22 protein-coding genes and 3 pseudogenes are annotated in these 26,119 nt (G+C 69.2%); 3 read left to right on the forward strand and 22 right to left on the reverse strand.

The window, feature by feature from the left end:
- Window positions 1–32: 32 nt before the first annotated feature.
- The 9 genes from scoD to WQO_RS03810 all read right to left on the reverse strand — a co-directional run bounded on the left by scoD (window position 33) and on the right by WQO_RS03810 (window position 9,127).
- The gene (gene scoD / locus WQO_RS03770) at window positions 33–566 is read right to left on the reverse strand and encodes a (2E)-enoyl-ACP glycyltransferase (protein ID WP_010056140.1); all 534 of its coding nucleotides are present in this window, start codon (window positions 564–566) and stop codon (window positions 33–35) included.
- Window positions 563–1,450 (reverse strand): (3R)-3-[(carboxymethyl)amino]fatty acid oxygenase/decarboxylase, encoded by an 888-nt coding sequence (scoE, locus tag WQO_RS03775; protein WP_010056138.1) that lies wholly within the window; start codon window positions 1,448–1,450, stop codon window positions 563–565. Before scoE ends, scoD begins: the two co-directional genes overlap by 4 nt.
- 48 nt (window positions 1,451–1,498) lie before the next feature.
- Window positions 1,499–1,735 (reverse strand): acyl carrier protein, encoded by a 237-nt coding sequence (locus tag WQO_RS03780; protein WP_010056136.1) that lies wholly within the window; start codon window positions 1,733–1,735, stop codon window positions 1,499–1,501.
- Window positions 1,732–2,793, reverse strand: a complete 1,062-nt coding sequence (locus WQO_RS03785) for a beta-ketoacyl-ACP synthase III (RefSeq protein ID WP_032747339.1) — start codon at window positions 2,791–2,793, stop codon at window positions 1,732–1,734. The genes WQO_RS03780 and WQO_RS03785 overlap by 4 nt, the downstream gene beginning before the upstream one ends.
- Before the next feature lie 41 nt (window positions 2,794–2,834).
- Window positions 2,835–4,238 carry an MFS transporter gene (locus WQO_RS03790; RefSeq protein ID WP_010056133.1) on the reverse strand — a complete coding sequence of 468 codons (1,404 nt, stop codon included), beginning with the start codon at window positions 4,236–4,238 and terminating at the stop codon, window positions 2,835–2,837.
- A 156-nt stretch (window positions 4,239–4,394) separates the two neighbouring features.
- Window positions 4,395–5,144 carry an aspartyl/asparaginyl beta-hydroxylase domain-containing protein gene (locus tag WQO_RS03795; protein WP_010056132.1) on the reverse strand — a complete coding sequence of 250 codons (750 nt, stop codon included), beginning with the start codon at window positions 5,142–5,144 and terminating at the stop codon, window positions 4,395–4,397.
- 184 nt (window positions 5,145–5,328) lie between these two features.
- Window positions 5,329–5,976 (reverse strand): DJ-1/PfpI family protein, encoded by a 648-nt coding sequence (locus tag WQO_RS03800; protein WP_010056131.1) that lies wholly within the window; start codon window positions 5,974–5,976, stop codon window positions 5,329–5,331.
- A gap of 264 nt (window positions 5,977–6,240) precedes the next feature.
- Window positions 6,241–6,762 carry a copper chaperone PCu(A)C gene (locus WQO_RS03805; RefSeq protein ID WP_010056130.1) on the reverse strand — a complete coding sequence of 174 codons (522 nt, stop codon included), beginning with the start codon at window positions 6,760–6,762 and terminating at the stop codon, window positions 6,241–6,243.
- Between the two features lie 70 nt (window positions 6,763–6,832).
- Window positions 6,833–9,127, reverse strand: coding sequence for a heavy metal translocating P-type ATPase (locus WQO_RS03810; RefSeq protein WP_010056129.1), 2,295 nt, complete (start codon window positions 9,125–9,127; stop codon window positions 6,833–6,835).
- 483 nt (window positions 9,128–9,610) lie between these two features.
- Here WQO_RS03810 and WQO_RS03820 point away from each other — a divergent pair, with 483 nt between their 5' ends.
- Window positions 9,611–9,826 (forward strand): heavy-metal-associated domain-containing protein, encoded by a 216-nt coding sequence (locus WQO_RS03820; protein ID WP_029181857.1) that lies wholly within the window; start codon window positions 9,611–9,613, stop codon window positions 9,824–9,826.
- A gap of 98 nt (window positions 9,827–9,924) precedes the next feature.
- On the opposite strand, the gene WQO_RS03825 is transcribed toward WQO_RS03820, so the two are convergent.
- Window positions 9,925–10,134, reverse strand: a complete 210-nt coding sequence (locus tag WQO_RS03825; protein WP_010056124.1) for a hypothetical protein — start codon at window positions 10,132–10,134, stop codon at window positions 9,925–9,927.
- Window positions 10,135–10,516: 382 nt separating this feature from the next.
- Here WQO_RS03825 and WQO_RS03830 point away from each other — a divergent pair, with 382 nt between their 5' ends.
- Window positions 10,517–11,224: a hypothetical protein gene (locus WQO_RS03830; protein WP_237274100.1), complete on the forward strand. Its 708-nt coding sequence runs from the start codon at window positions 10,517–10,519 to the stop codon at window positions 11,222–11,224.
- Between the two features lie 139 nt (window positions 11,225–11,363).
- The gene (locus tag WQO_RS03835) at window positions 11,364–11,948 is read left to right on the forward strand and encodes a sigma-70 family RNA polymerase sigma factor (protein ID WP_010056122.1); all 585 of its coding nucleotides are present in this window, start codon (window positions 11,364–11,366) and stop codon (window positions 11,946–11,948) included.
- A gap of 641 nt (window positions 11,949–12,589) precedes the next feature.
- On the opposite strand, the pseudogene WQO_RS35600 reads toward WQO_RS03835, so the two are convergent.
- From WQO_RS35600 to kdpA, 12 genes and pseudogenes are all read right to left on the reverse strand, one after another.
- Window positions 12,590–13,418 (reverse strand): annotated as a pseudogene (locus WQO_RS35600) (IS5 family transposase).
- 44 nt (window positions 13,419–13,462) lie between these two features.
- Window positions 13,463–14,253, reverse strand: a pseudogene (locus WQO_RS03850) (ABC transporter permease).
- A complete protein-coding gene (locus WQO_RS03855; RefSeq protein ID WP_058953863.1) occupies window positions 14,250–15,242 on the reverse strand; it encodes an ATP-binding cassette domain-containing protein in 993 nt (330 codons plus the stop codon). Before WQO_RS03855 ends, WQO_RS03850 begins: the two are co-directional and overlap by 4 nt.
- A 158-nt stretch (window positions 15,243–15,400) precedes the next feature.
- Window positions 15,401–15,727 carry a DUF1048 domain-containing protein gene (locus tag WQO_RS03860; RefSeq protein WP_010056807.1) on the reverse strand — a complete coding sequence of 109 codons (327 nt, stop codon included), beginning with the start codon at window positions 15,725–15,727 and terminating at the stop codon, window positions 15,401–15,403.
- Between the two features lies 1 nt (window position 15,728).
- Window positions 15,729–16,085, reverse strand: a pseudogene (locus tag WQO_RS36700) (DUF1048 domain-containing protein).
- Window positions 16,082–16,408 carry a PadR family transcriptional regulator gene (locus tag WQO_RS03870; protein ID WP_010056804.1) on the reverse strand — a complete coding sequence of 109 codons (327 nt, stop codon included), beginning with the start codon at window positions 16,406–16,408 and terminating at the stop codon, window positions 16,082–16,084. Before WQO_RS03870 ends, WQO_RS36700 begins: the two are co-directional and overlap by 4 nt.
- 814 nt (window positions 16,409–17,222) lie before the next feature.
- Window positions 17,223–18,029: an SDR family NAD(P)-dependent oxidoreductase gene (locus tag WQO_RS03875; protein WP_010056803.1), complete on the reverse strand. Its 807-nt coding sequence runs from the start codon at window positions 18,027–18,029 to the stop codon at window positions 17,223–17,225.
- Between the two features lie 291 nt (window positions 18,030–18,320).
- Window positions 18,321–20,858, reverse strand: coding sequence for a sensor histidine kinase (locus tag WQO_RS03880; RefSeq protein ID WP_058953864.1), 2,538 nt, complete (start codon window positions 20,856–20,858; stop codon window positions 18,321–18,323).
- Window positions 20,859–20,892: 34 nt separating this feature from the next.
- Window positions 20,893–21,576, reverse strand: coding sequence for a response regulator (locus WQO_RS03885; RefSeq protein WP_010056852.1), 684 nt, complete (start codon window positions 21,574–21,576; stop codon window positions 20,893–20,895).
- A 98-nt stretch (window positions 21,577–21,674) separates the two neighbouring features.
- Window positions 21,675–22,346 carry a potassium-transporting ATPase subunit C gene (locus WQO_RS03890; RefSeq protein WP_010056853.1) on the reverse strand — a complete coding sequence of 224 codons (672 nt, stop codon included), beginning with the start codon at window positions 22,344–22,346 and terminating at the stop codon, window positions 21,675–21,677.
- A gap of 6 nt (window positions 22,347–22,352) precedes the next feature.
- Window positions 22,353–24,452 (reverse strand): potassium-transporting ATPase subunit KdpB, encoded by a 2,100-nt coding sequence (gene kdpB, locus WQO_RS03895; RefSeq protein WP_058953865.1) that lies wholly within the window; start codon window positions 24,450–24,452, stop codon window positions 22,353–22,355.
- A complete protein-coding gene (kdpA, locus tag WQO_RS03900; RefSeq protein WP_010056765.1) occupies window positions 24,449–26,113 on the reverse strand; it encodes a potassium-transporting ATPase subunit KdpA in 1,665 nt (554 codons plus the stop codon). Before kdpA ends, kdpB begins: the two co-directional genes overlap by 4 nt.
- Between the last annotated feature and the right edge of the window lie 6 nt (window positions 26,114–26,119).

A 26,119-nucleotide genomic window follows, 5' to 3' on the forward strand; every position in this document is an offset into this window, starting at 1 on the left:
GGTGCCGGCCCGCGCTGGCGGGCGGGGAGGGGTCAGGTGATGTTGACGAAGGCGAGGGTGCCGTCGCCGTCGCACCGGCCACCCCGGGCGTCGCCGTAGCGGTAGGCGGTGGTGGCCATGAGGAGCGGCTTGCCGCCGGGCGCACGTCGCTCGACGGAGCGGAACTCCATCTCGCCGTGGAAGTCCCTGGCGTCGATGGGCCGTTGGAAGCGGGAGGCAAAGCGCGCGATGAGGATGTCGGGGAGCTGGTGACGCCAGAAGTCCTCCAGCGTCCAGCTCTCGAAGCCGGTCAGCAGCCCTTCCTTGACCGACTTGGCAACGAGGTAATACATCATCTGGTTGTAGGCGATGTTCACTTCGACCGCGTTCAGATGACCGGTGTCGTCGATGTAGCAGGACTCCGCGATCGCGAAGGTCGCGCGCACCCGGGTGAGCCCGCCGGGCAGGGCGGACACCTCGGCACTCAGCAGATAGCGGCAGTGGTCCTTGTACGGGGCGAGCACCCGGGGCAGCAGGTCCTCGTCCGTGGCGAAGAACCGTGTCGCGGTCGTGTCCGTGGCGGTCATGCCGCCTCCAGGCCCGCGTGGAGCTTGCGCTCGTCGTGGACGGTCACGCGGAAGGAGACCGTGGGCTCAGGTGTGGTGGTGTGCCGGGCGCAGTGAACGAGGCTGCGGTTGTCCCAGACGAGCAGGTCGCCCTGTTCGAAGCTCTGGAGGTGGATGTTCTCGTGCTCGAAGGAGCGGTCGAGCTGCCCGGTCGCTTCGAAGAGCCGCTGGAGCAGTTCCTCATCGAGCGGGTTGCCGTCCTCGTCCTCGATGCCGACGGTGAACCCCTCACTGAGGTAGAGCACCTTCTCGCCGGTCATGGGGTGGGTGAAAACAGTGGGCTGGCGGACGGCGGGGGTCTTCTCCTCGACCTCCTGGATGATCTCCGAGAGAGGGCGATAGACGTCGTGCGGGCGGACCTTGAAGTACTTGCGCACGGAATGAAGGCAGTGCGTGCCGTCGATCTCGTCCTTGAGGTCCTTCGAGAGCCTCTCGTAGGCGGCGCCCATGTCGATGAAGTACGTGCCACGGTTCTTGGCCGGTATGACCTGGGGGTAGATCAGGGTGATGCCGAACGGGTCGGGCATGAACTGGTAGTCGGCGTGCCAGAACTTGCCGGTCTTGGGGACGCCGATCTGCTTGCCGTTCTCGGGGACGTTGGAGGAGACGAACACCTCGGAGACGTCGGGGTGCTGGTACATCGGCTCGTAGTACGTCTCGGGGCGGCCGAGTCGGCGGCCCAGCTCCAGGAACGCCTGCGGGGAGAGGTCCTGTCCCTTGAGGACGGCGATCTTGCGTCGGTAGACGGCCTCCTTGAGAGCCGAGATGTCGTCCTCGGACGCCGAGGTGTGGTCGAAGTCCTCTACGGACGCGCCGATGGCGGTGGTGGTGTCGGTGATGCGCATGGTGGCGCTCCTTCCGGTTCGGTGGCGGGGGTACGGGCCGTGGTCGGTTCAGGCGGCCAGTCGGGCATCGATCAGCTCCGCGGTGGCGCCGAGGGTGAGGTCGGGAACGAGCTCGCTGTCGTCGACGGTCACGCCGAGGTGGCGCTCGATGTGGATGCTGATCTCGACCATCGTCAGCGAGTCGACGTCGAGGTCGGCGTAGGTCGCCTCGGGCCGGAAGTGGTCGGCGGGAGCTCCGTGCAGGGTGGTGAGGATGGACACCAACTGCTTGTAGGTGGCGGTCACGGGGTGGATTCCTCTTCGTGGTGGGCGGGTTCGGCGGCCGGGGGCAGATCCGGCCACGTAAGGAGGCAGGAGCCCCAGGTGAGGCCGCCTCCGAAGGCGGTGAGCAGGACCCGGTCGCCCGGTCGCAGGGACCGGTGCGTGTGGTCGTCGGTGAGGGCTAGCGGGATGGAGGCTGCTCCGGTGTTTCCGGCCCGCTCCACATGCCTGGCGCAGCGGTCGGCGGGCAGGCCGAGGTCGATGGCGACGGTGCGCAGGATGCGGAGGTTGGCCTGGTGCGGTACGAACCGGTCGACGTCGTCCGGGGTCAGGCCGGAGCGTTTCAGCACGGTGCGCGCCGATTCCGTCATCCGGGTCAGCGCATGCCGGAAGACCTCCTTGCCCCGCATGGCGAAGTGGCGTTCAGCGTGTGCGGTACGGGACGGGTCGGCGGGGAGGCGGGAGCCGCCGGCCGCGACAGTGATCATGTCTTCGTGGGCGCCGTCGCTGCCGAGGTCGAAGGCACTCAACGCCCCGGGCTCGTCGGCGTACCCGGCGCGCAGGACGAGGGCTCCGGCACCGTCCCCGAACACCACCGCGTTCTGCCGGTCGTCCGGGTCCACGATGCGGGAGTACACGTCCGCGCCGATGACCAGGACACGATCTGCGACGCCCGAGGTGATCAGGCCCGCGCCGGCGGCCAGGGCGTAGACGAACCCGGTGCACACCGCGCCGACATCGAATGCCGCCACCCCGGTCAGTCCGAGCCGCGCGGCGACCAGCGGAGCCGTGGCGGGACAGGTCCGGTCGGGGGTGGTGGTGGCCACCACGACGGCATCGGCCCTGTCCATACCGGAGTTGGCGAGGGCCCGGCCGCCTGCGGCCACGGCCAGGTCGGAGGTGGCCTCGTGCGGGGCCGCGATGTGCCGGGACCGGATGCCGGTCCGGGTGCGTATCCAGGCGTCGTCGGTGTCGAGCCGAGCAGCCAGCTCGGCGTTGTCGACCCTGCGTCGGGGCAGCACCCCTCCGACGCCGCACAGCACGGCGGCGCGGTCGGACCGCTCGGCGGAAGACACAGTCATCGTTCTCCTGGCCAGTGGTGGGGAAGCGGGTGTCGGAGCGTTCACGAGGAGGTCGCCCTCCGGGCCATGAGGGCGGTGAGCGCGCCGAGCGCCAAGGCCCCGGACATCACGAACAGAGCGGTCCGGATGCCGTCGAGGAGGTCCGCCGCCGAGGACTGCTGGCCGATGCCGGAGGCTGCGGCGACCAGCAGCGCGAGGCCGACGGCACCGCCGACCTGGAGCGAGGTGGACGCGATCCCGGAGGTGATGCCCTGGTCCCCCGGAGCGATCCCTGAGGCCGCGGCGATCCACAGGGCCGTCCACGCGGAGCCCTGCCCCAGACTGATGAGCACGATCCCCGGCAGCAGCGACAGGTAGGAGCCGTCCGACGAGACGGCGGGAATCAGGGCGAGTGCGCCGACGGCGCCGGCTGCCAGTCCGCCCACCAGTAGCCGCAGCATCCCGAAGCGGGCGACAGCGGGCGGCCCTGCCTGGGTGCCCGCCGCGACGACGACGGCCGGAAGCAGGAAGCAGAGGCCCGTGACGAACGCGTCGTAGCCCCGCACCGCCTGGAAGTACAGGGTGAGGAAATAGGGCAGCGAGCTGAACGTCGCGCTGAACAGGGCCGCGACCGCCGTGGCCATGACCAGCCCCCGGTTCAGGAAGAGGCGCACGGGCACCAGCGGGTCGGGCGCTCGGCGCTCGATGGCGGCGAAGAGGACAAGGAAGACCAGCCCCATCCCTGCCGCGGCAAGGGAAGCGGAACGCGTCCAGCCCTGGGCGGGCGCGTACACCAGCAGGAAGACGACCAGGGTGAGTCCGGCGGTGGCGACCAGGGCCCCGGCCGCGTCGAAGCGGCGTGTGCGGTCCCGGGGCTGATCGGCCGGAAAGAGCATCCGTCCCAGGACTGCCAGAGCGAGGGCCACGGGAACGTTGACCAGGAACACCGAGGGCCAGCCGTACCCGTGGACCAGGACACCGCCGAGCAGCGAGCCGAAGCACAGGCCACCCGCTCCGGCGGCGCCCCAGATCGCGAGCGCTCGGTTACGCACCGGGCCTTCGGCGTACGTGGTGTTGATCAGCGACAGCGTGGCGGGGAACAGCAGGGAGCCGCCGATGCCCTGCGCCGCGCGGACGGCGAGCAGCACTCCGGGCGACTGGGCCAGCCCTCCTACCAGGGAGGAGGCGGCGTATATCGCCGTGGCGAGGACGAACATCCGGCGACGGCCCAGGAGATCGGCCGCGCGCCCGCCGAGCAGCAGGAAGCCGCCCGTGGTGACGACGTACGCGCTGACCACCCACTGGAGGTCGTGGTCGGAGAACCCGAGTTCCGCGCCGATCTCGGGCAGGGCCACGTAGACGATGCTGTAGTCGAGGGAGATGACGAGCTGGGCGAGCGCCAGGACGACCACGGGGAGGCCGAGGCGTCGGCGCCCCGCTGTCGGCTCGGCGGCGGTCGCGGACATGATCGTCCCTTTCTGGGAGTGGATCCGGCGTACGGGCCGGGAAGGAGCGGACGGTGCGTGCGGGCATGCCGGAGACCGCCCCGGCGTCGGGCGTGAGGGGGCGTCGGGAGCACGTCCCGCAGGGGCCGGTGGGCCCTGTGCGGGGCGCGGTAGGGATCACATGTCGGCGAGGAGCTTCCGTACCTCCGTCACCAGGACGGTCAGTGCCCGGCGTTCGGCCAGGGTCGTCTCGGGGTGCCAGAGGTCGACGAGGAGACAGGTCCGCGGCCGGTCACCGCGGTTCTCCGCGTGGTGCTCGAAGGAGTAGTCGAAGAGCAGACAGCGTCCTTCTTCCCAACCGCGGGTCTCCCCGGCGACGGTGATGTCGCAGTCGGCCGGGATGTCGACGGCGAAGTGGAGGTTGATGCTGAAGTTCCACAGGTCGCTGTGGGGAGCGATGCGGGACCCCGGGAGCAGGGTGGAGAAGTGGCTTTCCAGGAGAGGGCAGATCAGGCTGTCGGCGACGCCGACGTCCCTGATGACGCCGAACGCGGTGGGGGCCAGGTCGGCGGACGCCACGTTGAGCTGACCGTCCTGGTAGAGGTAGAGGGACTGCCAGTCATCCTGGCGGGTCAGGTAGTGCTCGTAGTCGGAGAACGCCGTACGCCGGGTACGCCACGCCCGCTCGTGCTCGGCACGGATCGCGCCGTGCGCGCTCTCCAGCGCGTCGACCAGCGAGCCGATGGCCGGATCGCTCCGCGGATCGTGCCAGGGCCGCTGCGAGATTCCCGGCAGAATCCACTTCGCGCCCGCTTGGAGCGGATGTCTCGGAATTCCACCTGGCGCCATCATCTCCTCCACCCGCGCCAGCGAGTCGGGGCCGAACTCCGCACGTATAGCGGCGAACTGCTCGTCCGTCGTCTGCATCACGCATTCCTTCCCGCCCGAGCCGAAAAGGTCTGGACCATAAAGACCCATCCTTAGCGGCAGCGACCTCATCGAGGGTTGGTGGCCGCTTCGTATCAAAAGTCGAACGGGGGTCCGGTCGAGTTCCCGTCATGGGCGAAAGAACTGATCGAATCTGCACACGACGGAGAAGGAACAGCGTGGCTCAGCCGCTCTCTTCCTGCGCGTCGGAGCCGAAGACGGTGAAAAGGGTCTGGACGACCTCGTCCGAGGCCGTCTCCCTGCTTCCCGCGTTGTACGGCGGCTGCGGCGCGTACTCGATGAGAAGTTGCACGGCCTGGGCCACGTCGTCGCCGGAGATCTGACCGGCCAGCGTCAGGGCCATGTCGATACCGGCCGACACGCCGGCACCGGTCGCGTAGTGACCGTCGATGACGACGCGTTCAGGCGTGGGCGTCACGCCGAATTCGGTGAGCTGGTCCAGCGCTCCCCAGTGGGTCGTAGCACGCCGACCGGCCAGGACCCCGGCGGAGGCCAGCACCAGCGAGCCCGTGCAGACCGAGGTCATCCAGGTCGCCGTCCGGTCGGCATCACGCAGCCAGGCGTGCAGAGCGCCGTCCGTCATCTGCTCGGCCTGCCCGGGACCACCGCCGATCAGCACCACATCAGGGGCAGGCACCTCATCCAAGCGCTTCACCACGTCGATCGACAGACTGCCCAGGTCGTTGGTCACGAGCCCGGGGTTCTCGGCGACGAATACGGTCCGGACCCCTGGCAGGCGCCCCAGGACTTCATAGGGGCCGATGACGTCCAGCGCGGTGAATGCGGGGTAGAGAACGATCGCGACCTGCACGGAAATCTCCTCCGGTGAATCGGCCATGGCACATGCGTGAAAACGCGTGGCAATTAAGCCGACGGAAGAGACCGTCGTGATCTTCGCTTGGCCTACTCGCCCTCACCGCCCGGAAGCGGACTCAAGGGAAAGCGACGACGTCCCGTCGGATCAGCTACCGCGCTGTCCCATAAGTCGGGCGCAAGAGCTTCCGGGTTCCCGGGCTCGACGGAATTCTTCGCCGGGATCGCGAAAGACCACGAAGGACGTTCACTCGCCTCGCCTTCAGGGTGCGGACCCCAGGGTGACCGGCCGGACGTCGGCTTCCACCGTGATCGTCCCGGACCGCTGGAATGCGAGAGTGAACGCGACGCGCTCCCCCGGCCGCCACGAAGGATCGGAGCGGACGGTCACCGCCGAGCCGTGCGGGGACATCGCCACCTCCCCCTCCGCGGGGACCTCCACGCTCCCGGAGCTCTCCCGGAAGGCCCCGTTCTCCTCGTTCATGCGGTGCACGGTCAGCTCGGCGGCCGAGACCGCCGGCGAGGTGACCGAGAGGAGCCGGTCAGGCGCACCACCGGTGTTGACGATGCGGAAGTAGGCGTTGGTGTTCCGGCCCGGCATCACCGGTAGCAGGACCCGGGCTTCCCTGACCTCGATCTTCGCGGGGCTGCCCGCATGGCCGGCACCTGCCCAGGCCGAGAGGCAGCCGATGGCGGCGAGTGAGACCAGGGCGACGACCAGGCCGGTGCCGGTCGCCTCGCGTGCACGGCGCAGACGGGAGGAAGCGGAAGGTAAGGAGTTCATGTACGCGCGGTTCCTCGGCGAGAGACGGATATGAGCTGCGGTGGAGCGTCGTGGGTGGGATCAGTGCGCGTCACACCATGCTCCGTGCGGCGGTACGGGGGCGGGGACGGGACTTACCGGCCGGTGAGGGCTGCCAGGTGCGCAGCCGCAGGCTGTTGGCCACGACGAGGACCGAGCTGAGGGACATCGCGACGGCCGCGACCATGGGGTTGAGCAGCCCGACCATGGCCAGGGGCATGGTCACGGCGTTGTAGCCGAAGGCCCACACCAGATTGGTGCGGATGGTGCCAAGGGTATGCCGGGCCAGCCGGACGGCGTCCGCGAGTGCCTCGATGTCGCCGCGTACGAGGGTGACGTCGGCGGCGCCGATGGCTACGTCCGTCCCGGTGCCCATGGCGATGCCCAGGTCGGCCCCGGCGAGTGCGGCGGCGTCGTTGACGCCGTCCCCGACGACAGCGACCCGACGCCCCTCGGCCCGCAGTCGGCGCACCAGTTCGGCCTTCTCCTGGGGAGTGCACCGGGCGTGGACTTCCGCGATGCCGAGTTCCTCGGCGACCGCCCGTGCGACGGGGGCCCGATCACCCGTGGCGAGCACCGGCCGGACGCCGAGCCTGCGCAGCCGGTCTACGGCGCGGTAACTGCCGGGCCGTACGAGATCGGTGACCTCCACGATCGCGGCGGCGGCGGCGTCCACGCGAACCAGCACCGCCGTACGGGCGGACTCATCGGCCTGCTCACATGCGGCGCGCAGTGGGGCGGGCAGTTCGGAGCCGTCCGGTGTCAGCACCTCGACCTCGCGCCCCTCCACCGTTCCGCTCACCCCGTGGCCCGCCGTGGCGCGGAAGCCGGTCACCACGGGCAGGCCGTCGTTTCCGGCGGCGCGCCGGGCGAAGGCCGTGATCGCGTGGCCCAGCGGGTGCTCCGAGCCCTGCTCCAGCGCACCCGCCAGCCGAACGGTCGCGTCCGCGCCCGGGCCGTCGGGCGCGGCGGTGACCCGGCCGACGCTCATGCGTCCGGAGGTCAGGGTCCCCGTCTTGTCGAGCACGACGGTGTCGACGTGCTGGAGCCCTTCGAGTGCCTGCGGTCCACTCACCAGAACGCCCAGCCGCGCCCCGCGTCCGGTGGCGGCCATGAGTGCCGTCGGGGTCGCGAGCCCCAGCGCACACGGGCAGGCGACGACGAGCACCGCGACAGCGGCGGTGATCGCGGCCTGGGGGTCGGCGCCGGCGCCGAGCCAGAAGCCGAGCGTCGTGGCCGCGAGCGCCAGGACGACGGGGACGAAGACTCCGGCGACGGTGTCGGCCAGCCGCTGGGCGCGGGCCTTGCCGGCCTGGGCGTCGGTGACCAGCTGGGTGATGCGGGCCAGCTGGGTGTCCGCGCCGATGGCAGTCGCCCGCACCAGCAGCAGGCCGCCCATGTTCACGGCACCGCCGGTGACCGAGGCCCCCGGCCCCACCTCCACGGGTTCGGACTCCCCCGTGACCAGGGACAGGTCGACGGCCGAACTGCCCTCCGTCACCTGTCCGTCCGTGGCGACCCGCTCCCCCGGGCGCACCACGAAGGTGTCGCCGGTCCGCAGCTGCTCGATCGGCAGGAGTTCGTCCGCGCCACCCCGGCGTACGGTGACCTCCTTCGCCGCGAGGCGGGCGAGTGACCGCAACGCCGCCCCGGTCCCCCGCCGGGCCCGGCCCTCCAGGAACCGGCCCAGCAGGACGAACAGCGGTACGCCCACCGCCGCCTCCAGGTAGACGTGCGCCATGCCGTCGGAGGCCGAGGGGATCAGGCTGAACCCCATACGCATGTCGGGCATACCGGCACCGCCCAGGAACAGGGCGTACGCGGACCAGCCGAACGACGCGAGGACGCCGAGCGAGACCAGCGTGTCCATGGTCGCCGTCGAATGCCGCAGACCGCTCAGCGCACGACGGTGGAAGGGCCAGGCACTGGCCGTCGCCACAGGGGCGGTGAGGACGAAACACAGCCACTGCCAGTTGTCGAACTGCAGGGCCGGAACCATCGACAGCACGAGCACGGGGACCGACAGCACGGTGGTGACGAGCAGACGCTCCCTCTCCCGCCGCGCCTCTTCGCCGGACGCCTCATCGGCCTGGGCGGGCCGTTCCTCCTCTCGCGGCTTCACCGACTCAGCGGTGTAACCGGCCGCGACAACCGCGGAGATCAGCTCCTCCGTTGTCACCTCCGCCGGATGGCTGACCCGGGCCCGACCGGTGGCGAGGTTCACCTCCGCCGTGACACCGTCCAGCTTGCCCAGCTTGCGCTCGACTCTCCGGACACAGGCCGCACACGTCATCCCCCCGACCGTGAGGTCGGTGGCGACGACAACAGGAACCACGTCAGCCGCCATCAGTGACCGCCCCCGTGCTCCGTCGGCGTATCCGCGTCCCGTGAGGGCGAGTCACTCGTGACCCCGGGGCCATGCATCCCCGGCGCGACCGGCCCAACGGCCCGGCCCACCGCGTAGGCCCCCGCGAACACCACACCCAGCAGCAGGAGGAACGCCCAAAACGCCGGTGGCGGGAGCGAACGGGCGGTCTTCGCCCCGGGCCAAGGGTCTGCCTTCTGCTCCACAGGTGGCTCCTCGCCGTTCGGGACACGAACCGATACACAACGGCTCGCGGTATTCCAGAAGTCGAAGAGAAACCGGCGAAAGTTCCTGGGCAGCCGGGTGAACAGCGTCACAGCGCCCGTACGGGTGAAGGAGGGAGCAGGCCCGGGTCGGCGAACGACCCCTGTGGTGACCGGCTCACCGAAACTGCCGCCCGAGCGGCCGGTGAACGCCGACCCCCCGCTGTCCGTACAGGCAGGGGACCCACACAAGGAGCAGAGCATGAACGAGAACCGCTACCGCGTCGCCGGAATGACGTGCGGCCACTGCGTGGCAAGTGTCACCGAGGAAGTCGCCGAGGTACCGGGCGTCGACGCGGTGGAGGTCGATCTTCCCGACGGGACGGTCCAGGTCCGCGGCAAAGACCTCGACGACAACCGGATCCGCCTGGCCATCGCCGAGGCCGGATACACCGTCATCGAGCCGGTAGGGGTCTGACACCACGGTTCGCGATGCGGAGCGATGATCTCCGCACCGCCCGGGTCCGGGGTTGGGCGCGGGTCCGGGAAGCCCCACTCCCCGGACCCGCGTGGCCGTCATGCGCTGACGGCTGCGTCGAGGCGGCCGGCCTTGGCCTCCTCGATCAGGGACCCGAACTGGTCCGCGCTCATCTGCACCCGCTGCCCGAAGTCGTCGGTGATCACGATCCGGCGCTCGGGCGGGGCGGCCTCGTCGACGAACAGTTCCGGACAGCCGCAGTTGCAGTTGCCGCAGAAGGTGGCCAGCGGTTCGGGTGATCCGGTCATCGTCCACTCCTCCACATCCATCGGCCCCGGGCAGAGCCAGGAGCCCGAGTACCGAGGTGATGCCCAGCACCTCCGGGCAACAAGCTCGGTCGATGCCGAGCGTGGAGGCACGGCGCATCGGCCGCGTGCACCCGATGCACCCGGAACTCTCGGATGGCCGGGAACTGGAAGCCGGTGCCGTACGACCATTCGGATGTCGGCGAGGTGGGCTTTCGGGCAGCAGGGCAAAGCACGGAACACGCCGAAGGGGACCCGGTATGGAGGTGTGGGCGGGGCAGTGCCAGGATCGGGAAACATGTCGGTGGGATGGCGGTTTCGCGCCACACGGTCCGCGCTCTTCGCGGTCGTGTGCGTTTCGCTGGCTGCCCTCGGTCACGCCCTCATGTCCGACGCCCCGCTCCCGTGGTGGTCTCTGGGGCTGAGCCTCGCCGGAGTGGGCACGCTGACCTGGCTCGTCGCGGGAAGGGAGCGAGGCCAGGCCGGCGTCATCGCGTTCACCGTCGCGGTGCAGGCGGCCCTGCACGCGGCCTTCACGCTCGCCCAGACCATGCAGCAGACAGCTGTGGGGGCCGACGGCGAGTCCGCCCTCGCAGCCAGATGGGCGGACGCCTTGCTGTGCGGCCCCCACAGCAACACCGCTGCCGCGGCCCGCGCCTATGACGTCGCCGCCCAGGCTGGGCTGACGGAAAGCATGCCGCTGCCCAATCTGGAAGGCGGCTCCTCCGCCATAGCGGCCATGGGGCACGCCTCCCACGGAGCCCATGCCGCCCACGGAGCCCACGCGGCCCAGTCCGCACACGACATGACCGCGATGACCGGGACCGCCTCCTGGGGCATGCTCCTGGGACACGTCGTGGCGGCACTGCTGTGCGGACTGTGGCTGGCGCGCGGCGAGCGTGCCGCCTTCCAGATCCTCCGCGCCCTCGCGGAACGCGTCGCCCTTCCCTTCTTCCTGCTCGACGCGCTCCGCCCTCTGCCTTCCGCGCCCCCGGCCTCCGCCTACGACCGCTCCGTCACGCGCCCGCAGTCGCGCCTGCTCTCCGACACCCACGTCACCCGGGGACCGCCCCGAGAGATCGCTGTCCACTGACAGCCGGCTCACGTCCGCCGCTCAACGCCGCCGACGTGCACCCCCGTGTCTCCTGCGCGGGTGCGATCTCTCATTCTCCGGACCGGCACACGCCCACAGGCCGCGCCCTGTCCGGACACCCGGAAGGAACCGCAGTCCCATGCTTCCTGCCCAAAGACACACCGGGGCGACGGAGGACGAAGTAACTGCCTGGGCTCTCGGCGCCGCAGCGGGCGACGCCGACGCCTTCGAGCATGTCTTCCGAGCCCTCCACCACGACGTCCGCCGCTATGTCACGGCCCTGGCCGACGACTCACAGGTGGCCGAGGACCTGGTCCAGGAGACGTTCCTGCGTGCCGTGTCCACCGTCCACCTCTTCCAGGGACGCGGCTCGGCCCGCGCCTGGCTGCTGACCATCGCCCGACGAGCGGTCGCCGACAGCCTGCGACGCGCCGCTTCCCGCCCCCGCCTGGCCGACACCCCGGACTGGCAGTTCATCGCGGAGTGCAGCCAGCCGCGCGACCTGCCCGGCTTCGACGAAGGCATCGCCCTGATGTCGCTCGTCGAGGCGCTGCCGGACGACCGCCGCGAGGCGTTCGTCCTGACCCAGCTCCTGGACATGCCGTACGACGACGCGGCCCGCACCAGCGCGTGCCCCGTGGGCACCATCAGATCCCGGGTGTCGCGAGCACGCACAACGCTCTGCGCGATGCTCGACGACAGAACGCCGGCTCTGGCCTGCTAATTGCGGCCGGACTCCGTCATCGCGGTTGTTCGGGGCGAGTCCGTCCCGAACAACCGCGAGACTACGGGTTGTCCCAGAACGACCCGTCACAGCTTGGGAAATGGTGGCGTCGTCCATCAACGGCAGCAGCTTCTGGGCAGGCATCGCCTCCTCCGGCCGCACGGAGGAAGCCATCACAATGGCTGACTGGCCCGCGTATCGGCAGCCCTCCTGGATCGCGCGCAGTTCCGTCTGCGCGCCCCAGGCCTCCATGGTGAAACGGTTCTCGTCGGCACGGTCCAGGCGCCGTCGTGCCCATACTTGACGAGCGTCTTGTTCTCGCCCCGCACCTTGTAGCCGGTGTTCCGGCAGTCGACGACATTGCGGCCGAGCCGGTCCAACGCTGCGGCGGCCAAGCCGTCGTACGGTCCCTCAAGTCACGGAGCCACGGGCCCTGACCGGGACGGTTCACAGGATCCGTGGTGCCGGAGACCTCCCAGTCGTAGTCGGGGGCACGTCCCAGCTGAACAGCCTTGGTCAGCCGAGGAAGCTCAGCCGCACCTGGCGGTCCGGGTTGTCACGGTTCGTATCCACCAAACTCCGTTAAGGCAACCCGAGGATAGAGCCAGTCAACGAACCCCGCTAGGTTCTGTCGTCAAATGTCACGCCCACATCAGGAGTGAGGCGAGGGTGACGGCTGCTTCGTAGGACTGGACGGTCTTGTCGTAGCGTGTGGCGATGCCGCGCCATTGCTTCAGACGGTTGAAGCACCGCTCCACGACGTTGCGGTGCTTGTAGGCCTCGCGGTCGAAGGCCGGCGGGCGGCCACCGCGGCTGCCCCGCCGGGCCCGGTTGCCGATCTGGTCGGCCGCTCGGGAATCGTGTGGGGGATGCCGCGGCGGCGGAGCCAGGTGCGGATCGCCTTGGAGCTGTAGCCCTTGTCGCCCAGGACGTGATCGGGCCGGACGCGGGGACGGCCGGGGCCGATCCGGGGCACCCTGATCGCGTCCATCACGGCGGTGAACTGGGTGCAGTCGTTGGTGTTGCCGCCCGTCACGACGAAGCCGAGCGGACGGCCCCGGCCGTCGCAGGCCAGGTGCACCTTGCTGGTCAGACCGCCCCTGGACCGGCCGAGGGCCGGGTCGCAGAGCCCCCTTTTCGAGCCCCGGCAGCATGCTGGTGAGCCCGGACGACCGTGGAATCGACCGACACCAGCCACTCGATGTCGCCCGCCGCGTCGGCCCTCGCCTGCGCGGCCCGCAGCATCCGTTCGAACGTCCCGTCCGCCGCCCACCTGCGAAAACGCGTATGCAGCGTGGCCCACGGCCCGTAGCGCTCGGGCACATCCCGCCAGGCCGTCCCGGTCCGGAACTTCCACACGATCCCGTTCAGGACCTTGCGGTCATCCAGCCGCTTCCGCCCCCGCAACGACACGGGCAGCAACGGCCGGACGAACTCCCACTCAGCATCAGACAGTTCATGACGACGTATCACGACACCATGATCCACCAACGATGATCATTTGAAGACACCGCCTAGTTCGGGTCGCGGTTGAACTGCGCTGTCGACCAGCGGTACCCGAGTGCGGTCAGGCCGGCGCACCAGGCGATCGTGAGCCAGCCGTTGTTACCGATCTCGGTGCCGAGGAGAAGACCGCGGAGGGTTTCGATTGCGGGGGTGAAGGGCTGGTACTCGGCGATCGGCTGGAACCATCCCGGCATGGTCGCCGCGGGGATGAAGGCGCTGGAGATGAGGGGCAGGAGGATCAGGGGCATCGCCATGTTTCCGGCCGCCTCGGGGTTGGGGCTGGCCGCGCCCACCGCGACCGCGATCCAGGTCAGTGCCAGGGCGAACAGCGTTGCCAGCCCGAGTGCCGCGGCCCACTCCAGCAGGGTGGCGTCCGTGGTGCGAAAGCCGATCGCCACCCCGACCGCGCCGACCAGGACCACGCTCATCACGCACTGCAGCACGCCGCCGACGACATGCCCCACCAGCAGAGACCCCCGGTAGATCGCCATGGTGCGGAAGCGGGCGGTGAGGCCCTCGGTCATGTCCGAACAGACGGACACCGCGGCTCCGATCACGGTGCTGCCCACGGTCATCAACAGCAGACCGGGGACGATATAAGCAATTATTCGGAGCGGTCCGCGCCACCGCCACCGATGCCCGCGCTCATCACGTCGCCGAAGATGTAGACGAAGAGCAGCAGCATCATGATGGGTGTGAGCAGCAGGTTCAGGGTCCCGGACGGGTAGCGCCAGGCGTGCAGGAGATTGCGGCGCAGCATCGTTCTCGAGTCGCGTGCAGCAAGGTAAAGGCTGCTCATCGGGCGTTCTCCTTGGGCTGGTTGTGCTGGGCCGGGACGGTGGAGGCGGTGAGGGCGAAGAACACGTCGTCGAGGTCGGGGGTGTGGACGGTGAGTTCGTCGGCTTCGACACCGGCCGAGTCCAGCCAGTCCAGGATGGAGCGCAGTTCGCGCTGGCTGCCGTCGCTGGGGATCTGCAGCGCCAGCGCCTCGTCGTCGCGGACGGCCTCGCGCAGGGCGGAGGCGGCGGACCGGTAGGCGCCCGGGTCGGTGAAGCGGAGCTTGACGTGCCCGCCCGGGACGATCCGCTTGAGCTCTTCGGCGGTGCCCTCGGCGGCGATCTTCCCGCCGTGGAGGACGGCGATACGGTCGGCCAGCTCGTCGGCCTCCTCCAGGTACTGGGTCGTGAGGAAGACCGTCACACCGTCGGCGACCAGCTCGCGGACGATGCCCCACATGGTGTGGCGGGAGCGCGGGTCGAGCCCGGTGGTCGGCTCGTCGAGGAAGATGATCCGCGGCCCGCCGACCAGAGTCATGGCGATGTCGAGGCGGCGCTTCATGCCCCCGGAGTAGCCCGCGGCGGGCTTCTTGGCCGCGTCCACCAGGTCGAAGCGCTCGAGCAGTTCGGCGGTGACGCGTCGCCCCTCACGCTTGGACAGGTGGTGCAGGTCGGCCATCAGCAGCATGTTCTCCTCGCCGGTGATCAGCCCGTCGACGGCGGAGAACTGACCCGTGACACCGATCGCGGCACGCACGGCCTGCGGATCGGCGGCCGGATCGTGGCCGCCGACGCTCAGTTCACCGGCGTCGGCGGTGATGAGGGTGGAGAGGATCTTGACGGCGGTGGTCTTGCCCGCACCGTTCGGGCCGAGCAGGGCGAAGACCGTGCCCTGCGGCACCGAAAGGTCGATACCGTCCAGGACGGCCTTGTCGCCGTAGGACTTGCGGAGCCCGACGGCGGAGAGCGTGGCCGGCGCCGGGCGACCGTCGCCCCTCCTTGATTCGTGCATGACAGATGGAGGCATATGGTTTCCTGATCGGTCAGGGGAATCGGCTACGTCGGCGCACAGGATCGCGGCACCACGCGGTGGGCTCGGACCACGTCTGATCGCGTTGTCCGAGGCTGAGGAATCACGTGCGGGGCAGGCCCGCCGGAGCGAGGCGGGGCCTACTTTTCAGTGGTGCCAGATGCCCTACTGGCGGACTCTTGACAGATGTCCGCGTAGGTACGAGATTCCTTGATCAAGCCGTCACAGAAGGCGGCGACATCCGTGCCGATCAGTTGCAGGACCCCCTTGCCCGCAGCGACGCCCTCCTCGAAGAAATCGACGATCCCGGGGAGCAGAGGTCCGTCGGGCAGGTCGACCGGTCCGACTTTGAAGAAGTACTTCTGCATTTCCTGGCAGACGATCCGGTAGTCGGGCGGAAGTGTCTTGACGCGAGCCGTGTGCGCGCGCCACTGCTTCTTGCCTTCGATGATGTCCTGGATGCCCACGTCAGCCTCCCAGCCGGTTCAGTTTCCTTGCGACGTTCCGGTTCAACTGCTCACGCCACCGGTCGCGGTAGGCTCGCGCGCCTGCGCCACCGACCAACGCCGCGCAGAATCCCTGGATATCGTCGCCGAGCACTTCCTTGGCGCCCTGCCCGTCCGCAGCTGTTTCTTCGAGGAGCCCCAGCGCGGGATCCAGGATCGGCATCACATTGCGGCCGGTGAAGTTGCCGTGGGGCAGGAGGTGGACCTTGATCCGCCCCTACGCCTCCCGGTGGTCGTCCGGCAGAACCGCAGCCCTGACTTCGAACGCCTTCCACTCCCTCGTGAGATCGCTGCCGGTGGTGGTCTCCCAGAAGCTCATCGCCCGCCCTCCTTGAGCTTGTCGATGCGTGTTGAGACGTACTGCCACTTCGCCCAGAACGTCGCGAGTTCCGTGCGGCCGGCGTCGTTGAGCGCGTAGAACTTGCGCGGCGGACCGACCCCGGACGGCCGTTTCGTCACCTGGACGAGCTTGTTCCTCTCCAGCCGCAGCAGGATGGTGTACACCGTCCCCTCGATGACGTCACCGAAGCCGAGGTCGTTCAGTTGGCGAGTGATGGCGTACCCGTAGGTTTCCTCGCGGTCGATGATTTCGAGCACGCATCCTTCGAGCGTGCCCTTCAACATCTCCGTCAGGCCGTCCATGGCGGTGCCTTCCTCACCCGCTCGGTACTCCGTAGTACCGAGTACCACTACACAGTATCACCGAGTACCGGTGATACGAAGGACTCGTCTGCATCAGGGGTACTCCCGGGGGCCAAGCGGGCGGGCGGGGACGGTGCGCGGGCAGGACCGGGCCGACGCCGTGACGATCGACGCCTGCTTCACCGCGGGCGTCATGGGCCTGTCGCTGCTGCCCCGCCTCGCCCGGGACTTCGAACATCGCGTCACCGATACCGAAGTGGAGAAATTGCGCGACGGTTCCTCCGTGACACCGCCAGCCGCACCATCCGGTTCGTCACCGACGAATCCGGCAGCAACGCCCAAACATCCAGTTCGAGTGGATCCGACGTGTCAAAGGCCACCGTGTACCGGTACATGAGGCTACTGGCCGACGGCAGCGCGCTGGAGGTCGAGGGCGAGCAGCGGGCGCCGGGAGGCTGTTGGGCGGCTCTATCGGCTGCGGCGCGAGCGGGCCGTGATCGGCGCCGACACAGCTGCCCCGGTTCCGGCCGAAGGGCACCGGCAGGTGTTCGCCGTGGCGATGGCGACCCTGCTGGCCGAGTTCATTGCCCACCTCGACCGACCTGGTGCCGATCCGGCCGCCGATCTGGTGGGCTGTCGCCGGCACCTGATGTGGCTCAGCCGGGACGAACTCACTTCGTTGATCGGCGAGATGCGTGACGTCTTGGTGCGCCGGATCACCAACGAGCCCTCGCCCGAGCGCAGCCGCTATCTGATCAGCCCGGCCCCTTTCCCCGCCGAGGAGTCCCCCGTCGGGACATGGTGGGGCCGCCTTTCAGACGGTCTGGCCGACCAGCGAGTCGGCGAGTTTGGAGAGGCGCTTGACCGCGCGGGGCTCCTCGGCGACGGCGGCCGGAGGGACACGCTGATCGCGGTCGTAGTAGGCGCCGTTGACGATCTCCACCGCCGGGTCGCAGAGCCGGACGACATGGGCCGCTCCTTCGGCCGGCGCTCCGCCCTCGTGGGCGTAGAGCGGCAGCAGGCTGGTGACGCAGACCCCGGGGTGTACGGAGACCGCGGCGACCCGGGGGTCCGCGGCGAAGACGGTCAGGGCCAGCTGGGACTGGGCGTAGGCCGCGAGCCGGGAGTAGCGCTTGGTCCTGTTGACGTCGTTCCACTGGATGGAACCCGCGCGGTGGAGCGAGGAGGACACGTTCACGACGCGGCCCCCGGGGTCGGCCGTGAGGGCCGGTTCGAGGAGGTGTGTCAGGAGGTAGTGGGCGAGGAAGTTGACCTGGAACGCGATCTCGTGCCCGTCCCCGGTGGTCGTGTGCCGTTCGGGGGCGGCCATTCCGGCGTTGTTGACGAGGACGTCCAGGCGCGGGTGCTTCGCGAGGATCTGCTGAGCCAGTTGCTCGACCTCTTCCAGTCGGGCGAAGTCGGCCCCGTGGGCGCAGAGTCGCTCGGCGGGCACGTCCGAGAGGGTGATCAGCCGGTCGGCGGCGGCGTGCGCCTCCTCGGCGGTCCGCCCGTGCAGGAGCACCGTCGCTCCGCGTTCGGCGAGCAGCCGAGCGGTCTGATGGCCGATACCGGTCGTGGCTCCGGTGACGAGAACGGTGCGTCCGGACAGGGAAGAAGACATGCGTCATCCAAGATTCTGGGAACGATGAGAACGAAGAGGCCCCGCGGCACGATGCTCGCGGGGCCGGAAGGTCGGGTTGCGGGGCGTCAGCCCTCGACACGCTCACTTTCCGAACAGCAGGCCGCGCGGCCGGACGACGCCTGATGAGGCGGCCGGTCGAGCAGGAGCCAGGTGCTGTTCACCCCTCCATGGAATCCCTTGCCGTTGCCGGAGACAAGCACGGCAGCACTCCTCTTACGCCCCTCTGACGGTGTGGCTCGGGGGCGCGGACCGTGGCCGGCCACCACGCTCTCAGGCGTCACCGGCATGACCGGCGTCGCCCGGTCTCGCGGTGTCTCCCCGGGGCAGCGTCAGGACCATGGTCAGCCCGCCGCCCGGAGTGTCTTCGGCAGTGAGGGTGGCCTGGATGGCTTCGGTGAAGCCTCGTGCGACGGCCAGGCCGAGCCCGACGCCCGCGCCTCGCGGGGCGTCGCCGAGTCGCTGGAAGGGTTCGAAGATGTGCTCCTTGGCCGTGTCGGGGACGCCGGGCCCGCGGTCGACGACGCGGAGTTCGACGCGGTCGCGCAGACTGCTGGCGGAGACGAGTACGCGCCGGTCTTCCGGGCTGTACTTGACGGCGTTCTCGACGATGTTGGCGACGATGCGTTCCAGCAGGCCGCGGTCGACGGCGACCATCGGGAGGGTTTCCGGGATGTCCAGTTCCACGCTGCCGTCGGGGACGCCGCGCAGCGCCATGGGAACGACCTCGTCGAGGTCCGTCTCCCGGATCAGCGGGACGACGGTCCCGGTGTTGAGGCGGGACATGTCCAGGAGGTTGCCGATGAGCGCCGAGAGGCGGTCGGCTCCGTCCTCGATGCCTTCGAGGAGCGCCTCGCGATCGGTCTCCGACCAGTCGACGTCGTGGGAGCGCAGTGAGGTGACCGAGGCCTTGATGCCGGCCAGGGGGGTGCGGAGATCGTGGCTGACGGCCGCGAGCAGTGCGGTGCGGAAGCGGTCGCTCTCGGCGAGTTTGCGCGCCTCCTCGGCCTGTCCGACCAGTCGTTGGCGGTCCAGTGCCACCGCTGCCTGGGCGGCGAAGGCACCCAGGACCCGGCGGTCCTCGGCCGGAAGAGCCCGGCCGCTCAGGACCAGGGCCAGGTTCTCCCCCACCGGTATGTCGACGTCGGCGGCCTCCGGGCGGTCGACCGGAGGCGTGCCGACAGCCGCCGTGCACGTCCAGGGCTCGACCTCGCTGGTCCGTTCCAGGAGGGCGACGGAGTCCATGGCGAAGGTTTCCCGGAGTCGCTCCAGCAACGCGTCGAGGGAGTTCTCGCCCCGCAGGATGCTGCCGGCGAGGAAGGAGAGGATCTCCGACTCGGCGCGCAGCCGGGCGGCCTGGTGGGTGCGGCGGGCCGCGAGATCGACGACCGAGGCGACGGAGACGGCCACCGCGACGAAGATGACGATGGCGACGATGTTCTTGGGGTCGGAGACGGTGAACCGGTGCAGCGGGGTGGTGAAGAAGTAGTTCAGCAGCAGAGACCCGAACGCGGCTGACGCGAGGGCCGGGAGCATTCCCCCGAGGAGGGCGGCCGCGACGGTGGCGGTCAGGAACAGCAGCATGTCGTTGGCGAGCCCGAGGTCGGGCACGACGGTGCTGAGCAGCAGGGTGAGGAGGGCGGGACCGGCGACCCCGGCCAGCCAGCCCCAGATGATCCGGGCCTTCCCCAGCCTGGCGCCTCGGGCGATGGGCAGACCTCGGCCCTTGGCGACGGAGTCGTGCGTGACGATGTGGACGTCCAGGTCGGGGCCCGACTCCCGGGCCACGGTGGCGCTGACGCCGGGGCCGAGCATGTACTGCCAGGTCCTGCGACGACTGACGCCGAGGACGATCTGGGTGGCGTTGACGCCCCGGGCGAACTCCAGCAGGGCTGCGGACACGTCGTCGCCGATGACGTGGTGGAAGGTGCCGCCGAGGTCCTCGACCAGCGTCCGCTGAAGGGCCAGCTCCTTGGGGGAAACCGCCTTGAGCCCGTCGCTGGCCGCGATGTAGACGGCCAGCACCTCGCCGCCGGCGCCCTTTTCGGCGAGGCGGGCCGCCCGGCGGATGAGGGTGCGGCCCTCGGGCCCGCCGGTCAGCCCGACGACGATGCGTTCGCGGGCCTGCCAGGTGGTGCGGATGTTGTGCTCGCCCCGGTACTGCTGGAGGTACTCGTCGACCCGGTCGGCGACCCAGAGCAGGGCCAGCTCGCGCAGGGCGGTGAGGTTGCCGGGGCGGAAGTAGTTCGAGAGGGCGGCGTCCATCTTGTCGGGCTGGTAGATGTTGCCGTGCGCCATCCGGCGGCGCAGCGCCTGGGGCGACATGTCGACCAGCTCGATCTGGTCGGCCCGGCGGACCACCTCGTCGGGGACCGTCTCGCGCTGCCGGACGCCGGTGATCGACTCGACGACGTCGCCGAGTGACTCCAGGTGCTGGATGTTGACCGTGGATATGACGTCGATGCCGGCCTTGAGCAGCTCCTCGACGTCCTGCCAGCGCTTGGCGTTGCGGGAGCCGGGGACGTTGGTGTGGGCGAGCTCGTCCACCAGCGCCACGGTCGGGGCGCGCTCCAGGACCGCGTCGACGTCCATCTCGGTGAACGTGCTGCCCCGGTACTCCAGCTCATGGCGCGGGAGGAGTTCCAGTCCGTGAAGCATCACCTCGGTGCGCGGCCTGCTGTGGTGCTCCACAAAGGCGATGACCACGTCGGTGCCGCGCTCGACCCGGCGGTGCGCCTCGGACAGCATCGCGTACGTCTTGCCGACACCCGGTGCGGCTCCGAGGTAGATGCGCAGCTTTCCGCGTCCCATGATGACTTCTCGTTCTTCCGTGGTGGATGGGCCGTCAGAGCTCGAACCGGTAGCCCATACCGGGTTCGGTGATCAGATAGCGGGGATGGGCCGGGTCTGCTTCGAGCTTGCGTCGCAGCTGGGCCATGTAGACCCGCAGATAGTTGGTGTTCTCCGCATAAGCGGGTCCCCAGACCTCCCGCAGGAGGGCGCGCTGGGAGACCAGACGGCCCGGACTGACGACCAGCATTTCGAGGATGTGCCACTCGGTCGGAGTCAGCCGGACGTTGGCGCCGTCCCGGTAGACCTTCTTCGCCACCAGGTCGATGGTGAAGCCGTCCGTCGTGACGACGGGCGAGGTTTCCGTCCCGGCTCCCGTCCGGCGTCGCCGGGTGGCCGCTCGCAGCCGCGCCAGCAGCTCGTCCATGCTGAACGGCTTGGTCACGTAGTCGTCGGCGCCCGCGTCCAGCGCACGGACCTTGTCCTCGGACAGGTGCCGGGCGGACAGGACCAGGATGGGTACCTGGCTCCACACCCGGATGGCCTTGATGACCTCGACACCGTCCATGTCCGGCAGCCCGAGGTCCATCAGGATGGCGTCGGGCATGAGGGATGCGGTCAGCCGCATCGCCGCATCGCCGTCGAGGGCCTCCTCGACCTCGTACGCACGTGCCTGGAGGTTGATTCTGAGGGCGCGTACCAGTTGTACGTCGTCCTCCACGACGAGTACCCGGGACATGGACTGTGCACTTTCCCCTTGGTTGTGGACAGCTAAGGAGCCGGTGGGATGCGGACTCTCCGTATCCCACCGGCTCACGTTCTGTCGGCTCGGTTCCATCAGTCCTGGACGAGATTTCGGAGCGCGGTGTTCAGCTCCAGGACGTTCACCCGGGGCTCTCCCATGAAGCCGAGGAGCCGGCCGGTCGTGTGGTCCTTGACGAGGTCCTCGACCTTCTTGACGTCGAGGCCGTTCTTCTCGGCGACCCGGTGGGCCTGGAGTTCGGCGTACGCCGGTGAGATGTCCGGGTCCAGGCCGGAGCCGGAGGACGTGACGGCGTCGGCCGGGACATCGGCGGGCTTCGCCTTGTAGGTGGGGGTGGAGTTGTCCTTCACCACGGCGGCCTTGGCGTCCTTCACCCACTGGATCAGTTCCTCGTTGTCGCCGGAGCGGTTGGTGGCGCCGGAGAGGAGCAGGGCGTACTGGGTGTTGACGCTGTTGGTGCCGAGGCCGTTGGACGGGCGGGGCTGGAACCACTTCAGGTCCGGGGCGGGTGACTCCTCCCCTTCCTTCAGCGGGAGGTCGTAGCGCTGGCCGATGAGGGACGAGCCGACGACCTGCCCTTCCTTGTCCTTGATCTCGGAGCCGTTGGCCTTGTCGTTGAACAGGGCCTGGGCCACGCCGGTCACGGCGAGCGGGTAGATCACTCCGCAGACGAGGGTCAGGACGAGCAGGGCGCGGAGCCCCGCACCGAGCACGCGCGCGGTGCTGCTGGCGGTGTTGTTGGTCATGGCGGATCAGCCGATTCCGGGGATGAGGGTCAGGAGCAGGTCGATGAGCTTGATGCCGATGAACGGGGCGATCAGGCCGCCGAGTCCGTACAGGGCGAGGTTGCGGCGCAGCATCTTGTCCGCACTGGCGGGCCGGTAACGGACGCCCTTGAGGGCGAGCGGTACCAGGGCGACGATGACCAGGGCGTTGAAGATGACGGCGGAGAGGATCGCGGACTCGGGCGAGGTCAGGCCCATGATGTTGAGCTTGTCCAGCGACGGGTACGCCACGGCGAACATGGCGGGGATGATCGCGAAGTACTTCGCGACGTCGTTGGCGATCGAGAAGGTCGTGAGCGCGCCCCGGGTGATGAGGAGTTGTTTGCCGATCTCGACGATCTCGATGAGTTTGGTGGGGTTGGAGTCGAGGTCCACCATGTTCCCGGCCTCCTTGGCGGCCGAGGTTCCGGTGTTCATCGCGACGCCGACGTCGGCCTGGGCCAGGGCGGGGGCGTCGTTCGTGCCGTCGCCGGTCATCGCGACGAGCTTGCCGCCGGCCTGTTCCCGCTTGATGAGGGCCATCTTGTCCTCGGGCGTCGCCTCGGCCAGGAAGTCGTCGACCCCCGCCTCCTCGGCGATCGCCTTCGCGGTCAGCGGGTTGTCACCCGTGATCATGACCGTCTTGATCCCCATCCGACGCAGCTCGTCGAACCGCTCCCGCATGCCCTCCTTCACCACGTCCTTGAGATGGATGACACCGAGCACGCGTGCCCCGCGGGCGTCCTCCACGGCCACCAGCAGCGGTGTGCCGCCGGCCTGGGAGATCTGTTCGGTGATGGCCTGCGCGTCCTCGGATTCGCTCCCTCCCCGCTCCTTGACCCAGGCCGCGACCGAGCCGGTCGCGCCCTTGCGGACCTTGACCTCGGCCAGGTCGACGCCCGACATCCGGGTCTGCGCGGTGAACGCGATCCACTCGGCGTCGGTCAGTTCCCCCTGGTCCCGCCCGCGCAGCCCGTACTTCTCCTTGGCCAGCACGACGATCGACCGGCCTTCGGGCGTCTCGTCGGCCAGGGAGGAGAGCTGCGCGGCATCCGCGAGTTCCGTCTCCTTCACGCCCTGGACCGGGACGAACGCGGCCGCCTGGCGGTTGCCGAGGGTGATGGTGCCGGTCTTGTCGAGGAGCAGGGTCGACACGTCGCCTGCTGCTTCGACCGCGCGGCCGGACATGGCCAGGACGTTGCGCTGGACCAGCCGGTCCATCCCGGCGATCCCGATCGCGGACAGCAGCGCCCCGATCGTGGTGGGGATCAGGCAGACGAGCAGGGCCGCGAGGACGATCAGCGAGGTCTGGTCGTCGGCGCCCGCGTAGATCGCGAACGGCTTCAGGGTGACCACGGCCAGCAGGAAGACGATCGTGAGGGACGCCAGCAGGATGTTGAGGGCGATCTCGTTGGGCGTCTTCTGCCGGGCGGCGCCCTCGACCAGGCCGATCATCCGGTCGATGAAGGTCTCGCCCGGCTTGGTGGTGATCCTGATGACGACGCGGTCGGACAGCACCTTCGTACCACCGGTCACCGCGCTGCGGTCCCCGCCGGACTCCCGGATGACCGGCGCCGATTCACCGGTGATCGCGGACTCGTCGACCGAGGCGACGCCTTCGACCACATCGCCGTCACCGGGAATGACGTCCCCGGCCTCGCAGACCACCAGGTCCCCGATCCGCAGATCGGTCCCCGGGACCTGCTCCTCGTCCGCACCGGCCAGCCGGCGGGCGACGGTGTCGGTCTTGGCCTTGCGCAACGTGTCGGCCTGCGCCTTGCCCCGGCCCTCCGCGACCGCCTCGGCGAGGTTGGCGAAGACGGTGGTGAGCCAGAGCCAGGCGGTGATCGCCCAGCCGAACCAGTCGGTCGGGTCGGTGAGCGCGAGGACCGTGGTGACCACCGAGCCGACCAGCACGACGAACATCACCGGCGACTTGATCATCACGCGCGGATCGAGCTTGCGCAGCGCGTCCGGGAACGACTTCAGCAACTGCTTCGGGTCGAACAGCCCCCCGCCGACACCGCCCCCGGAAGGCGACAGGTCTCCGTGCGGAGCTCGGGTGGGAGTGGGAGTGACGGTGCTCATGAGGCGAGCCCTTCGGCGAGCGGACCCAGCGCGAGGGCGGGGAAGTAGGTGAGTCCGGTGATGATGAGGATCGTGCCGACGAGCAGCCCCACGTAGAGCGGCTTGTCGGTGCGCAGCGTGCCCGCGGTCTCCGGCACCGGCTTCTGCTCGGCGAGCGAACCGGCCAGGGCCAGGACGAAGACCATCGGCAGGAACCGGCCGAGCAGCATCGCGATGCCGATGGTCGTGTTGAACCACTGGGTGTCGGCGTTGAGCCCGGCGAAGGCGGAGCCGTTGTTGTTGGCGCCGGAGGTGTAGGCGTACAGGATTTCGGAGAAGCCGTGCGCGCCCGTGTTGGTCATCGAGTCGGCGGGGGTCGGCAGGGCCATCGCGACCGCGGTGAAGCCGAGCACGAGCGCCGGGGTGACGAGGATGTAGCAGGCGGCGAACTTGATCTGCCGGGTGCCGATCTTCCTGCCGAGGTATTCGGGTGTGCGTCCGACCATGAGACCGGCGATGAACACGGCGATGATCGCCATGATCAGCATGCCGTAGAGGCCGGAGCCGACGCCGCCGGGAGCGATCTCTCCGAGCTGCATGCCCAGCATCGTGATGCCGCCACCGAACCCGGTGTACGACGAGTGGAACGAGTTGACGGCACCCGTCGACGTCAGCGTTGTACTCACCGCGAACAACGACGAGCCGGCGATCCCGAAGCGGGTCTCCTTGCCCTCCATGGCCCCGCCCGCGATCTCGAAGGCGGGCCCGCGGTGCGCGAACTCCGTCCACATCATCAGCGCGACGAAACCGACCCAGATCACCGCCATCGTGCCGAGGATGGCGTACCCCTGCTTCAGCGAGCCGACCATGCGGCCGAAGGTCCGCGTCAGCGCGAACGGGATCAGCAGGATGAGGAAGATCTCGAAGAGGTTGGAGAGGGGGTTCGGGTTCTCGAAGGGGTGGGCGGAGTTGGCGTTGAAGTATCCGCCGCCGTTGGTGCCCAGCTCCTTGATGGCCTCCTGGGAGGCGACCGCGCCGCCGTTCCACTCCTGCGTACCGCCCATGAACTGGCCGACCTGGTGGATGCCCGAGAAGTTCTGGATCGCCCCGCAGGCGACCAGGACGATCGCGCCGATCACCGAGATCGGAAGCAGGATGCGGACGGTGCCGCGCACCAGGTCGGCCCAGAAGTTGCCGAGCTCGCCGGAACGGGACCGGGCGAAGCCCCGTACGAGGGCCACCGCCACGGCCATACCGACGGCGGCGGACACGAAGTTCTGCACCGCCAGGCCGCCGGTCTGTACGACGTGGCCCATGGCCTGTTCGCCGTAGTACGACTGCCAGTTGGTATTGGCGACGAAGGAAGCGGCGGTGTTGAACGCCTGGTCCGGGTCGATCGAGGAAAAGCCGAGCGATCCGGGCAGCGAACCCTGCACCCGTTGCATCAGGTACAGGAACAGGACGCTCACCGCCGAAAAGGCGAGCACGGCGCGCAGATAGGCGGGCCAGCGCATTTCGGCGGCCGGATTGGCGCCGATGGCCTTGTATATCCACTTCTCCGGTGTGTAGTGCTTCTCGGAGGAGTAGACCTTGGCCATGTAGTCGCCCAGCGGACGGTAGGCCAGTCCAAGGGCAGCGATAAGAACGGTGAGCTGGAGCACACCAGCGATCTGGGAACTCATATCAGA

The organism is Streptomyces globisporus C-1027, from assembly GCF_000261345.2.
In the GTDB taxonomy this organism is placed as follows: domain Bacteria; phylum Actinomycetota; class Actinomycetes; order Streptomycetales; family Streptomycetaceae; genus Streptomyces; species Streptomyces pakalii.

Bases quoted from the DNA above. Each gene is read 5' to 3' on its own strand.
- scoE (WP_010056138.1), bottom strand. From the start codon at position 1,450: ATGCGCATCACCGACACCACCACCGCCATCGGCGCGTCCGTAGAGGAC.
- WQO_RS03880 (WP_058953864.1), bottom strand. From the start codon at position 20,858: ATGGGACGCGGAAAGCTGCGCATCTACCTCGGAGCCGCACCGGGTGTC.
- WQO_RS03855 (WP_058953863.1), bottom strand. From the start codon at position 15,242: ATGCACGAATCAAGGAGGGGCGACGGTCGCCCGGCGCCGGCCACGCTC.
- WQO_RS03830 (WP_237274100.1), top strand. From the start codon at position 10,517: ATGTCCGACGCCCCGCTCCCGTGGTGGTCTCTGGGGCTGAGCCTCGCC.
- scoD (WP_010056140.1), bottom strand. From the start codon at position 566: ATGACCGCCACGGACACGACCGCGACACGGTTCTTCGCCACGGACGAG.
- WQO_RS03810 (WP_010056129.1), bottom strand. From the start codon at position 9,127: ATGGCGGCTGACGTGGTTCCTGTTGTCGTCGCCACCGACCTCACGGTC.
- WQO_RS03885 (WP_010056852.1), bottom strand. From the start codon at position 21,576: ATGTCCCGGGTACTCGTCGTGGAGGACGACGTACAACTGGTACGCGCC.
- WQO_RS03820 (WP_029181857.1), top strand. From the start codon at position 9,611: ATGAACGAGAACCGCTACCGCGTCGCCGGAATGACGTGCGGCCACTGC.
- WQO_RS03805 (WP_010056130.1), bottom strand. From the start codon at position 6,762: ATGAACTCCTTACCTTCCGCTTCCTCCCGTCTGCGCCGTGCACGCGAG.
- WQO_RS03870 (WP_010056804.1), bottom strand. From the start codon at position 16,408: ATGGACGGCCTGACGGAGATGTTGAAGGGCACGCTCGAAGGATGCGTG.
- WQO_RS03790 (WP_010056133.1), bottom strand. From the start codon at position 4,238: ATGTCCGCGACCGCCGCCGAGCCGACAGCGGGGCGCCGACGCCTCGGC.
- WQO_RS03795 (WP_010056132.1), bottom strand. From the start codon at position 5,144: ATGCAGACGACGGACGAGCAGTTCGCCGCTATACGTGCGGAGTTCGGC.
- WQO_RS03890 (WP_010056853.1), bottom strand. From the start codon at position 22,346: ATGACCAACAACACCGCCAGCAGCACCGCGCGCGTGCTCGGTGCGGGG.
- WQO_RS03825 (WP_010056124.1), bottom strand. From the start codon at position 10,134: ATGACCGGATCACCCGAACCGCTGGCCACCTTCTGCGGCAACTGCAAC.
- WQO_RS03835 (WP_010056122.1), top strand. From the start codon at position 11,364: ATGCTTCCTGCCCAAAGACACACCGGGGCGACGGAGGACGAAGTAACT.
- kdpB (WP_058953865.1), bottom strand. From the start codon at position 24,452: ATGAGCACCGTCACTCCCACTCCCACCCGAGCTCCGCACGGAGACCTG.
- WQO_RS03785 (WP_032747339.1), bottom strand. From the start codon at position 2,793: ATGACTGTGTCTTCCGCCGAGCGGTCCGACCGCGCCGCCGTGCTGTGC.
- kdpA (WP_010056765.1), bottom strand. From the start codon at position 26,113: ATGAGTTCCCAGATCGCTGGTGTGCTCCAGCTCACCGTTCTTATCGCT.
- WQO_RS03875 (WP_010056803.1), bottom strand. From the start codon at position 18,029: ATGTCTTCTTCCCTGTCCGGACGCACCGTTCTCGTCACCGGAGCCACG.